This is a genomic window from Pseudomonas sp. Pseusp10, assembly GCF_059492225.1.
On sequence record NZ_CP168528.1, the window covers coordinates 5,219,595 to 5,231,522 of the forward strand.

General features: G+C 60.6%; 11 protein-coding genes. 8 read left to right on the plus strand and 3 right to left on the minus strand.

Annotated features, from left to right (window positions below):
• Nucleotides 1–110: 110 nt before the first annotated feature.
• Nucleotides 111–1,025 carry a DUF808 domain-containing protein gene (locus ACEN8Z_RS23770; RefSeq protein WP_495595862.1) on the minus strand — a complete coding sequence of 305 codons (915 nt, stop codon included), beginning with the start codon at nucleotides 1,023–1,025 and terminating at the stop codon, nucleotides 111–113.
• Nucleotides 1,026–1,159: 134 nt separating this feature from the next.
• On the opposite strand from ACEN8Z_RS23770, the gene ACEN8Z_RS23775 reads away from it, so the two are divergent.
• Entirely contained in the window at nucleotides 1,160–1,768 is a 609-nt protein-coding gene (locus ACEN8Z_RS23775; protein ID WP_108231338.1) for a TetR/AcrR family transcriptional regulator, read from the plus strand.
• 109 nt (nucleotides 1,769–1,877) lie between these two features.
• Here ACEN8Z_RS23775 and ACEN8Z_RS23780 read toward each other — a convergent pair whose 3' ends face one another.
• A complete protein-coding gene (locus ACEN8Z_RS23780) occupies nucleotides 1,878–2,336 on the minus strand; it encodes an REP-associated tyrosine transposase (RefSeq protein ID WP_495598186.1) in 459 nt (152 codons plus the stop codon).
• 214 nt (nucleotides 2,337–2,550) lie between these two features.
• Nucleotides 2,551–2,991 carry a GlcG/HbpS family heme-binding protein gene (locus ACEN8Z_RS23785; RefSeq protein ID WP_495595863.1) on the minus strand — a complete coding sequence of 147 codons (441 nt, stop codon included), beginning with the start codon at nucleotides 2,989–2,991 and terminating at the stop codon, nucleotides 2,551–2,553.
• A gap of 281 nt (nucleotides 2,992–3,272) precedes the next feature.
• On the opposite strand from ACEN8Z_RS23785, the gene gcl reads away from it, so the two are divergent.
• From gcl to ACEN8Z_RS23820, 7 genes are all read left to right on the plus strand, one after another.
• Nucleotides 3,273–5,048, plus strand: a complete 1,776-nt coding sequence (gcl, locus tag ACEN8Z_RS23790) for a glyoxylate carboligase (RefSeq protein WP_495595864.1) — start codon at nucleotides 3,273–3,275, stop codon at nucleotides 5,046–5,048.
• Nucleotides 5,049–5,191: 143 nt separating this feature from the next.
• Nucleotides 5,192–5,974: a hydroxypyruvate isomerase gene (gene hyi / locus ACEN8Z_RS23795; RefSeq protein WP_116263120.1), complete on the plus strand. Its 783-nt coding sequence runs from the start codon at nucleotides 5,192–5,194 to the stop codon at nucleotides 5,972–5,974.
• Between the two features lie 123 nt (nucleotides 5,975–6,097).
• Entirely contained in the window at nucleotides 6,098–6,991 is an 894-nt protein-coding gene (locus ACEN8Z_RS23800; protein ID WP_116263121.1) for a 2-hydroxy-3-oxopropionate reductase, read from the plus strand.
• 160 nt (nucleotides 6,992–7,151) lie between these two features.
• The gene (locus ACEN8Z_RS23805; protein ID WP_007998049.1) at nucleotides 7,152–8,432 is read left to right on the plus strand and encodes a glycerate kinase type-2 family protein; all 1,281 of its coding nucleotides are present in this window, start codon (nucleotides 7,152–7,154) and stop codon (nucleotides 8,430–8,432) included.
• Complete coding sequence (gene pyk / locus ACEN8Z_RS23810) at nucleotides 8,422–9,837, plus strand: pyruvate kinase (protein WP_007983282.1); 1,416 nt, start codon at nucleotides 8,422–8,424, stop codon at nucleotides 9,835–9,837. Before ACEN8Z_RS23805 ends, pyk begins: the two co-directional genes overlap by 11 nt.
• A 150-nt stretch (nucleotides 9,838–9,987) precedes the next feature.
• Nucleotides 9,988–10,902: an urea transporter gene (locus ACEN8Z_RS23815; protein ID WP_495595865.1), complete on the plus strand. Its 915-nt coding sequence runs from the start codon at nucleotides 9,988–9,990 to the stop codon at nucleotides 10,900–10,902.
• Between the two features lie 21 nt (nucleotides 10,903–10,923).
• Entirely contained in the window at nucleotides 10,924–11,748 is an 825-nt protein-coding gene (locus ACEN8Z_RS23820; protein ID WP_007983287.1) for an ion transporter, read from the plus strand.
• Nucleotides 11,749–11,928: the final 180 nt, after the last annotated feature.

The window sequence follows — 11,928 nt, forward strand, 5'->3', positions numbered from 1 at the left end:
CACTGTGGGAGCGAGCCTGCTCGCGATGAGGCCGGTACATTCAACATTGATGTTGAATGTTACACCGCCATCGCGAGCAAGCTCGCTCCCACACTTGTTATGTGTGGCCGTCAGCCTTTCAGCGCTTTCCAGATCTTGCTGACAGCCGTAACACCAGCCAACACCACCGCCCCTGCCACAATCCCCGCCACGCCATTGAGCAACACCGGCACGATAAATCCGCCGCCACCCGCCGCCGCACCGACACTTTCGATCCAGTGATGCACCGCCGGCACACCGTGCGTGAGAATCCCGCCGCCGACCAGGAACATCGCCGCCGTGCCGATCACCGACAGGCTCTTCATCATGTACGGTGCCGCACGCAGAATCCCGCCGCCGATGCTTTTCGCCATCTGCCCGGGTTTTTGGGTCAACCACAGGCCAAGGTCGTCAAGCTTGACGATACCCGCCACCAGGCCATAGACGCCGATGGTCATGACGATGGCGATCCCCGACAACACGATGATTTGCTGGCTCAATGGCGCACCGGCCACAGTGCCGAGGGTGATGGCGATGATTTCTGCCGAAAGAATGAAGTCGGTGCGGATCGCGCCTTTGATCTTGTCCTTTTCGAACGCCACCAGGTCGATGGCAGGGTCAGCCACCGCCTCGACCAACTGCGCATGGTCGGCGACGTCTTCCGCCTCGCTGTGCAGGAACTTGTGGGCGAGCTTTTCAAACCCTTCGAAGCACAGATAGGCACCGCCGACCATCAACAGCGGCGTGACCAGCCACGGAATGAACGCACTGATCGCCAATGCCGACGGCACCAGGATCAATTTATTGATGAACGACCCCTTGGCGACCGCCCAGACCACTGGGATTTCCCGCTCGGCACGCACGCCACTGACTTGCTGGGCATTGAGTGCCAGGTCGTCACCGAGTACGCCGGCCGTTTTCTTGGCGGCCATCTGGGTCATCAATGAGACGTCATCCAGCACGGCCGCGATGTCGTCGATCAGTACCAGCAAACTGCTTCCTGCCATGAATCGGGTTTCCTTCTGCAATGAATGCGCAGCAGCATAGCGCGGCATCACGGGCTGCGGCGCATTCTTGAGCGCCGCGCGAGGCCGGTGATACCATGCGCAACCGCCAGAACAGGCAAGGAATCACCCGGTTTATGAGCACTATCCGCGAGCGCAACAAACAACTGATCCTGCGGGCCGCCAGTGAGGAATTCGCCGACAAAGGCTTCGCTGCGACCAAAACCAGCGACATCGCAGCCAAGGCGGGATTGCCCAAGCCCAACGTCTACTACTACTTCAAATCCAAGGAAAACCTCTATCGCGAGGTTCTGGAAAGCATCATCGAGCCCATCCTGCAGGCCTCGACACCGTTCAATCCGGACGGCGAACCCGGTGAAGTGCTCAGCGGCTACATTCGCTCGAAAATCCGCATCTCCCGCGACCTGCCTTTCGCCTCCAAGGTGTTCGCCAGCGAAATCATGCACGGCGCCCCCCACCTGAGCACCGATCTGGTCGAACAGCTCAATGGCCAGGCCAAACACAACATCGAGTGCATCCAGACCTGGATCGACCGCGGGCAAATCGCCCCCATCGACCCCAACCACCTGATGTTCAGCATCTGGGCCGCCACCCAGACCTACGCCGACTTCGACTGGCAGATCACCGCCATCACCGGCAAGGCCAGGCTGGATGAAGAAGATTACGAAGCGGCAGCGCAGACGATTATCCGGTTGGTGCTCAAGGGGTGTGAGCCGGAGCGGTAGACCGAGTCGCGGCCTTCGCGAGCAAGCCCGCTCCCACAGGGAATTTGCAACACCATAGATCCAATGTGGGAGCGGGCTTGCTCGCGAATGGCGGCAACCCGGTTTTAGATCAAACCCAGATCGCATCCCACAATGGATAATCACCAAGCTTCCCGACCAGCCCTGCCCGCAATGGGTTAGCCACAACATATCGAGCCAGCTTTACCAAATCCTCTTCTTTTCTCAGCGCACGGTCATGAAAGCTCGGTTGCCAGAGACTCCCCGTTCTGCCAGTTGCACTGTTGATTGCACGAGTACTCAATGACTTCGTCTGGCACATGAGTTGCGCCAGCGATCCTCTTTGCAATTGTATTAACCAGTGGAAATGATCGGGCATGACCACCCAGGCCAACGACTCGGCAAATCCCTCACTCTGCGCTTGCCTGAACTGATGCACCACCAACCTGCCCAAGGGGTAATCCCTGAAAACGAGCTCTCGCTTTAGTGTGTTGGCAGTCAGTAGATAGATGCGGTTTTGCTCGGCGTAGCGGCCGATACGCAGGCGGTGTGATGCTGACAGCTTAGGCATTCCCTTGCCCTCTCTCATGTTGAGGTCATGAAAAGGCTAGTTCAGCGGCTACGGGCCTATGGGGTAGAGCTTTAGCTGGATGTGTCTGAGAGATCGCCTTCGCGAGCAAGCCCGCTCCCACACTTGATCGCTGACGTTCACAAAGTTTGTGTACGCAAAAAATCCAATGTGGGAGCGGGCTTGCTCGCGAAAGCGATAGTTCAGTCGGCGCAGATCAAGCTGCTACCCCCGCATCCGCCACCAACCCCAACACCTCGATGGCAGTGATCGCGCACTGCTCATCAACATCCGACAGATCGCCGCTGATCCCCACCGCCCCCAGCACGTTGCCGTCCTGATCCCGAACCAGCACACCACCCGGTGCCGGCACGACACTGCCCTGCCCCAGGCTGTTCAACGCGGCGATAAACGCCGGGCGTTGCTGGGCGTCCAGTGCCAGCAGGCGTGAGCCCTTGCCCAGCGCGATGGCGCCCCAGGCTTTGCCGATGGCGACGTGCGGGCGCAGCAGGCTGGCGCCGTCTTCGCGCTGCAGGGTGATCAGATGCCCGCCGGCATCCAGTACCGCGATGGTCAAGGGTGCCGCGCAGATTGCACGCCCTGCGTTGATGGCCTCGTTGACCAGGTTGACTGCGACTTTCAAGGTTAAAGCGCTCATGGTGCCGTCCTCATTTTGTTTTTCGGAAAGTCGGTGGGCTGCGCACTTGTGCCGCGCGTTTTCGTCGCAGCCCGATGCGACAAATAGAACACAATGAATTATTTTTTTGTATACAATAATTATCGAAAGGCGCCACATGCGACGAAAAGCCACAGTAGAACGGGCTTCCGACGAATGAAACAAGCGCTTGAGAAAATGGATTGACCTGCGCCGTCCGCCGTGAATACACTCTGCGCAAAGCCACTTGTATACAATTACAAAACGTAAAGAGGCACAAAACCATGAGCAAAATGAGAGCAATCGAAGCCGCCGTTCTGGTGATGCGCCGTGAAGGGGTCGATACCGCTTTTGGCATCCCGGGTGCCGCCATCAACCCGCTGTACTCCGCCCTGCAAAAGGTCGGCGGCATCGATCACGTACTCGCTCGCCACGTTGAAGGCGCCTCGCACATGGCCGAGGGCTACACCCGCACCAAGGCCGGCAACATCGGCGTGTGCATCGGCACCTCCGGCCCTGCCGGCACCGACATGGTCACCGGGCTCTACAGCGCCTCGGCCGACTCGATTCCTATCCTCTGCATCACAGGCCAGGCACCCCGCGCCCGTATGCACAAGGAAGACTTCCAGGCTGTCGATATCACCACCATCGTCAAGCCAGTCACCAAGTGGTCGACCACCGTCATGGAACCGGGCCAAGTGCCTTATGCGTTCCAGAAGGCCTTCTATGAAATGCGCTCCGGCCGTCCAGGCCCGGTGCTGATCGACCTGCCGTTCGACGTGCAGATGGCCGAAATCGAATTCGACATCGACGCTTACCAACCACTGCCTCTGGCCAAGCCGAGCGCTACCCGCGTCCAGGTTGAAAAAGCCTTGGCCATGCTGGACCAGGCCGAGCGTCCATTGCTGGTGGCCGGTGGCGGCATTATCAACGCCGATGCCGCCGACCTGCTGGTGGAGTTCGCCGAGCTGACCGGCATTCCGGTGATCCCGACCCTGATGGGCTGGGGCGCGATCCCGGACGATCACCCACTGATGGTGGGCATGGTTGGCTTGCAGACTTCGCACCGCTACGGCAACGCAACCATGCTGAAATCCGACGTGATTCTGGGCGTGGGCAACCGTTGGGCTAACCGCCACACCGGTTCGGTCGATGTGTACACCGAAGGCCGCAAGTTCATTCACGTCGACATCGAACCGACCCAAATCGGCCGCGTATTCACCCCGGACCTGGGCATCGTTTCCGACGCCGCTGCCGCGTTGACCGTGTTCATCGAAGTCGCTCGCGAATGGCAAGCCGCCGGCAAACTGAAGAACCGCAGTGCCTGGCTGCAAGACTGCCAGCAGCGTAAAGCCAGCCTGCAGCGCAAGACTCACTTCGACAACGTGCCGGTCAAACCGCAACGTGTATACGAAGAGATGAACCAGGTGTTCGGTAAAGACACCTGCTACGTCAGCACCATCGGTCTGTCGCAGATTGCCGGCGCGCAGTTCCTGCACGTCTACAAACCTCGCCACTGGATCAACTGCGGTCAGGCAGGCCCGTTGGGCTGGACCATTCCGGCAGCGCTGGGCGTGGTCAAGGCTGATCCGAACCGTAAAGTCGTGGCCCTGTCGGGGGACTATGACTTCCAGTTCATGATCGAGGAACTGGCGGTGGGCGCGCAGTTCAAGCTGCCCTACATTCATGTTGTGGTGAACAACTCGTACCTGGGTCTGATCCGTCAGGCGCAGCGAGGTTTCGACATGGACTACTGCGTGCAGTTGTCCTTCGACAACCTGAACGCGCCTGAACTCAACGGCTACGGTGTGGACCACGTCGCGGTGGCCGAAGGCCTCGGCTGCAAGGCACTGCGCGTATTCGAACCGGCTCAGATCCAGCCTGCCCTGCGCAAGGCCCAGGAGCTGATCGAAGAGTTCAAGGTTCCAGTGATCGTCGAGATCATCCTGGAGCGCGTGACCAACATTTCCATGGGCACCGAGATCAACGCCGTCAACGAATTCGAAGACCTGGCGCTGGTCGGCGACGACGCACCGACTGCGATTTCGTTGCTTGATTAAGATGTCCTGACACTTGTAGCAGCTGCCGAGGTACGAGGCTGCGTTGGGCTGCGAAGCGGCCCCCGACGGCGGTCCTGCGGACACGCAACGCAGCCTCGTGCCTCGGCAGCTGCTACAGGCCCATATTTTTACAGGAGACCACCATGCCGCGTTTCGCAGCCAACCTGTCCATGCTGTTCACCGAACAGGACTTTCTCGCCCGTTTCGAAGCGGCCGCCAAGGCCGGTTTCAATGGTGTCGAATATCTGTTCCCGTACGACTTCAGCTCCGCCGAAATCAAGGCTCAACTCGACGCCAACGGTCTGACCCAAGTGCTGTTCAACCTGCCGGCCGGTGACTGGGGCAAGGGCGAACGCGGTATCGCTTGCCTGCCGGACCGGGTCGAAGAGTTCCGTGCCGGTGTCGATCTGGCCATTGCTTACGCGCAGGTACTGGGCAACACCCAGGTCAACTGCCTGGCCGGTATTCGTCCGCAGGGCTTTGACGATGCCACCGTGGAGAAAACTTTCGTCGCCAACCTCAAGTACGCGGCCGACAAGCTGCAAGCGGCGGGAATCAAACTGGTGATGGAAGCGATCAACACCCGTGACATCCCGGGCTTCTACCTGAACAACACGGCGCAAGCCCTGTCGATTCGCGAGCAGGTCGGCAGCGCCAACCTGTTCCTGCAATACGACATCTACCACATGCAAATCATGGAAGGCGACCTGGCCCGTACCCTGCAATCGCACCTGGGCGAGATCAACCATGTGCAGCTCGCGGACAACCCGGGACGCAACGAACCAGGTACCGGTGAAATCAACTACCGCTTCCTGTTCGAACACCTGGACCGCATCGGTTACCAGGGCTGGGTCGGCTGCGAATACAAGCCGCTGACCACGACCGAAGCGGGCCTGGGCTGGTTGAAAACCCATAACGCGATCTGACAATGAACCCTGTGTAGGAGCGAGCTTGCTCGCGATGGTGTGTCAGGCACACCGGTTTCGATAGATAGCCCTTCGCGAGCAAGCTCGCTCCTACAGCAGCAACAAAAACAAGAGGATTTTCTCATGGCTAAAATCGGATTTATCGGCACCGGCATCATGGGCCACCCAATGGCAGCGAACCTGCAAAAAGCCGGTCACAGCCTGTTCCTGTCGGCGCACCACGACCCTGCGCCTGCCGACCTGGTCGCCGCTGGCGCCGTTGCCCTGGCTAACCCGAAAGAAGTCGCCCAGGAAGCTGAATTCATCATCGTCATGGTGCCGGATACCCCGCAGGTCGATGACGTGCTGTTCCGCGCCGATGGCGTTGCTGCCGGTGTCAGCAAAGGCAAAGTCGTGATCGACATGAGTTCGATCTCGCCGACCGCCACCAAGGCTTTCGCGGCCAAAATCAACGAAAAAGGCGCGCAGTACCTCGATGCGCCGGTGTCCGGTGGTGAAGTCGGCGCCAAGGCTGCGACCCTGAGCATCATGGTCGGCGGCGATGCCGACGCCTTCGAACGCGCCCTGCCGCTGTTCCAGGCCATGGGCAAGAACATCACCCTGGTCGGTGGCAACGGTGACGGTCAAACCGCCAAAGTGGCCAACCAGATCATCGTGGCCCTGAACATCCAGGCCGTGGCCGAAGCCCTGCTGTTCGCTTCGAAAAACGGTGCCGATCCGGCCAAGGTACGTGAAGCGCTGATGGGCGGCTTCGCTTCGTCGAAGATCCTCGAAGTGCACGGCGAGCGCATGATCAAAGGTACTTTCGATCCAGGCTTCCGTATCAGCCTGCACCAGAAGGACCTGAACCTGGCCCTGCAAGGCGCCAAGGAGCTGAACATCAACCTGCCGAACACCGCCAACACCCAGCAAGTGTTCAGCACCTGCGCGGCCATCGGTGGCAGCAACTGGGACCACTCGGCGCTGATCAAGGGCCTGGAACACATGGCGAACTTCTCGATTCGCGATAAGAAGTAAGCCCTGCCCCAACCTGCATCAAACCTGTAGGAGTGAGCCTGCTCGCGATGAGGTCCTGACATTCAACATCATGTTGACTGATCCACCGCTATCGCGAGCAGGCTCGCTCCTACAGGGACCCGAGTTGCCCTTCAAATAACAAGAATTCCGGGAGCCCGCCATGTCGGTCGATCCGCAACAATTGCTGCGCGAGCTGTTTGCCACAGCCATCGACGCGGCGCATCCGCAACAAGTCCTCGAAGCCCATTTGCCCGCCGACCGCAGCGGACGCGTAATCGTCATTGGCGCCGGCAAAGCCGCAGCCGCCATGGCCCAGGTGGTCGAGCGCTGCTGGCAGGGCGAAGTGTCAGGCCTGGTGGTGACCCGTTACGGTCACGGCGCTCCATGCGAAAAAATCGAAGTGGTCGAAGCCGCGCATCCGGTACCGGACGCCGCCGGCCTGGCCGTGGCCAAGCGTGTGCTCGAGCTGGTCAGCGACCTCAGCGAAAACGACCGCGTGATCTTCCTGCTCTCCGGCGGTGGCTCTGCCCTGCTGGCACTGCCGGCTGAAGGCATCACCCTGGCCGACAAGCAGTCGATCAACAAAGCCCTGCTCAAGTCCGGCGCGACCATCGGCGAAATGAACTGCGTGCGCAAGCACCTCTCGGCAATCAAGGGCGGCCGCCTGGGCAAAGCCTGCTGGCCTGCCACGGTTTACACCTACGCGATTTCCGATGTACCGGGCGACCTCGCCACGGTCATTGCCTCCGGTCCCACCGTAGCCGACCCGAGCACTTCCGCCGAAGCCCTGGCGATCCTCAAACGCTACGCCATCGAGGTTCCAGCCTCGGTGCGCAGTTGGCTGCAAAGCCCGGAATCGGAGACGGTCAAACCCGGTGATCCGAGCCTGGCCCGCAGTCATTTCCAGTTGATCGCCCGCCCGCAACAATCGCTTGAAGCGGCGGCGGTGAAATGCCGTCAGGCCGGGTTCAGTCCGCTGATCCTCGGCGACCTGGAAGGCGAATCCCGCGAGGTGGCGAAAGTCCACGCCGGCATCGCGCGACAAATCGTGCTGCATGGCCAGCCACTGGCTGCGCCCTGCGTGATTCTCTCGGGCGGCGAAACCACCGTCACCGTACGCGGCAACGGCCGTGGCGGGCGCAATGCCGAGTTCCTGCTGAGCCTGACCGACAGCCTCAAGGGCCTGCCCGGCGTGTATGCCCTGGCCGGCGATACCGATGGCATCGACGGTTCCGAAGACAACGCCGGCGCGATCATGACCCCGGACAGCTACGCCCGCGCCGCAGCAATGGGCCTGAGCGCCAGCGACGAGTTGGACAACAACAATGGCTACGGCTATTTCGAGGCTCTCGACGCCCTGATCGTTACCGAGCCGACCCGCACCAACGTCAATGACTTCCGCGCCATCCTGATCCTCGAGAGCACTAAACATGACGCCTGACAAAAAGGTCAAAATCCTCGCCACGCTCGGCCCGGCCATCGACGGGATCGACGACATCCGCGAACTGGTGCTGGCCGGGGTCAACATCTTCCGCCTGAACTTCAGCCATGGCGATCACGCCGACCACGCCCAGCGTTTTCAGTGGATTCGTGAAGTCGAGCGCCAGCTGAATTATCCATTGGGCATTCTGATGGACCTGCAAGGCCCGAAACTGCGGGTCGGCAAGTTCGCCGAAGGCAAAGTGCAACTGGTGCGTGGCCAGGCCTTGCGCCTGGACCTCGATGCCACGCCGGGCGATGAGCGCCGGGTCAACCTGCCACACCCGGAAATCATCGCGGCCCTGGAGCCGGGCATGGACCTGCTGCTGGACGACGGCAAGTTGCGTCTGCGGGTGGTGACCAAGTACGCCGACGCCATCGACACCACCGTGCTCAATGGCGGCGAACTGTCGGACCGTAAAGGCGTGAACGTACCGCAAGCGGTGCTCGACCTGAGCCCGCTGACCGCCAAGGATCGCCGCGACTTGACCTTCGGTCTGGAGCTGGGGGTGGACTGGGTGGCGCTGTCGTTCGTGCAACGTCCGGACGACATTCGCGAAGCCCGCACCCTGATCGGCGACAAGGCCTTCCTGATGGCCAAGATCGAGAAGCCCTCGGCCGTCGAACAACTGCGCGAGATCGCCGAATTGAGCGATGCGATCATGGTCGCCCGTGGTGACCTGGGCGTGGAAGTGCCGGCCGAAAGCGTGCCGCAGATTCAAAAGAACATCATCAGCACCTGCCGCCAGCTCGGTAAGCCGGTGGTGGTGGCCACGCAGATGCTGGAGTCGATGCGCTTCTCGCCCGCGCCAACCCGCGCCGAAGTCACCGATGTGGCCAACGCCGTGGCCGAAGGTGCGGACGCGGTGATGCTGTCGGCAGAAACCGCGTCCGGCGAATACCCGCTTGAAGCCGTGCAGATGATGAGCAAGATCATCCGCCAGGTGGAAAACGGTCCGGACTATCAGACTCAACTCGACGTCAGCCGGCCAAAAGCCGAGGCGACTGTTTCCGACGCGATCAGCTGCGCCATTCGCCGTATCAGCAACGTGCTGCCGGTGGCGGTGCTGGTGAACTACAGCGAGTCCGGCGCGTCGAGCCTGCGTGCGGCGCGGGAGCGGCCGACGGTGCCGATCCTCAACCTGACACCGAACCTGCAGACCGCCCGTCGCCTGAGTGTGGCGTGGGGCGTGCACTCGGTGGTCAACGATCGCCTGCGTCAGGTCGATGAAGTCTGCTCCACAGCGCTGGAGATCGCCCAGGCCCAGGGCATGGCGCAGCGTGGCGACACGTTATTGATCACCGCCGGTGTGCCGTTTGGGCAGCCGGGATCGACTAACTCTTTGCGTATCGAGACATTGATCTAGCGCTTGAACTGGCCTCTTCGCGAGCAAGCCCGCTCCCACAGTTGATCTGTGTGCACCACAGAATCAATGACTGAACAAAGATTCAATGTGGGAGCGGGCTTGCTCGCGAAGCAGGCGACACGAATCACTGGAAACACCACAGACTTCATCATGCCTGCCAACCATTTCAACACCCACTGCCCCGACTGGGCCGAAGCATTGCTCAACGGCTTCAGCCAGATCTTCCTCCAGCGCAATCCGCTGTGCGGCCTGCTGTGCGTCCTGGCCATCCTGTTCACTGCGCCCGCCTTGCTCGGCGGCGCCTTGCTCGGCGGTGTCGCCGGGTTGCTCACCGCGCAACGCCGCAACTATGCCAAGGCTGACCGTCAGGCCGGATTGTTCAGCTACAACGGCGTTCTGCTCGGTCTGTTGCTGAGCCTGTACTTCCCCTGGTCGGCGATGATGCCGCCACTGATTCTGGCCGCCGGCGGTCTGAGTGCGATGATCACCCAGCAGTGGCTCAAGCGCGTCCGGTTCAGCCAATGCCTGCCAGCCTACACCGCGCCCTTCGTCGGGCTGGGCTGGTTGCTGCTGTGCTTCGCCACGCCCTCGACAGAGCCGCATTTGATCGAAGTCAGCACGCTGAACATGCTCGCCGCACCACTCAAAGGCATCGGCCAGGTGATGTTCCTCGGTCATCCGCTGGCCGGTGCGATGATTGCCGCCGGTTTGCTGATCACCGATCGCCGCGCATTTTGCTGGGCATTGCTGGCGTCTGTCGCGGGCATGGGCTGGAGCCTGCTGCACCACGATTTCTACACCGCACTGCTCGGCCTCGGTGGCTATAACGCCGTGCTGGCCGCCCTCGCCTTCAGCTCGCGGCGTTGCCAACCGTGGCTGCCGCTGGTTGGCATTGGCCTGGCGCTGTTGCTGACGCCGGTGTTTGCCGCCATCGGTCTGCCTACGCTGACTGCGCCGTTCATTCTTGCCTGCTGGCTGATCCGCTGCGTTGTGCAAATGCTCGGCAAAGCCACGGTCGAAAGCGCACCTTGCGCTCCCGGGGAGAATCAACCTAGGCTGCGCTGATTTGCGGCCAAGGCGATGTGCATGATCAGCAACGACACGTGGCGTAATCGCCTGTACGTGATTATTTTCCAGACCGACACCGTCGCCGGGCGACGTTTCGACACCACCCTGCTGCTGATCATCCTCGCCAGCCTGGTGGTGGTGATTCTCGACAGCATCGATGACGTCCACCAGAACTACGCCAGCCTGCTGGCGTACATCGAGTGGGGCTTCACGATCATTTTCCTCGGCGAGTACATCCTGCGCCTGTACTGCTCGCCCAAACCGCTGCACTACGCGTTCAGTTTCTATGGGCTGGTGGATCTGCTGGCCATCGTGCCCGGCATCCTCGCGCTGTACTACAGCGATGCCCAGTACTTGCTGATCATCCGGATCATCCGGATGCTGCGGATCTTCCGCGTGCTCAAGCTCGGTCCCTACCTCAAACAAGCCCATTACCTGCTCGATGCCTTGCGCGGCAGCAAGCAGAAAATCCTCGTGTTCCTGCTCAGCGTCTGCACTCTGGTCATCGTGTTCGGCACCTTGATGTACGTGGTCGAAGGTCCGCAACATGGCTTCACCAGTATTCCCAAGGGCATCTACTGGGCGATCGTCACCCTGACCACCGTCGGTTACGGCGACATCGTGCCCAAGACCGCCCTGGGCCAGGTCATCTCGTCGATGGTGATGATCACCGGTTACTCGATCATTGCCGTGCCCACCGGGATCTTCACCGCCGAACTGGCCACCGCCATGCGCGGTGGTCAGTTGCAGCACAATTGCCCGGTGTGTGCGAAAAACAGCCACGAACAGGAAGCGTCGTTCTGCTCCCGTTGCGGCAATGCACTATTCAAGAAACTGGAATAAGCAAAGAGCTTTTTAATCTTTAAAGGACTATGAATGCCCGGCTATAGTCGCGTGCTTTGAAACCAACAAATAACCTGTAGGAGCTGCCGCAGGCTGCGATCTTTTGATCTTGCTTTTAGAAACAGAAGATCAAAAGATCGCAGCCTGCGGCAGCTCCTACATGACAGAACAAGGACTGCG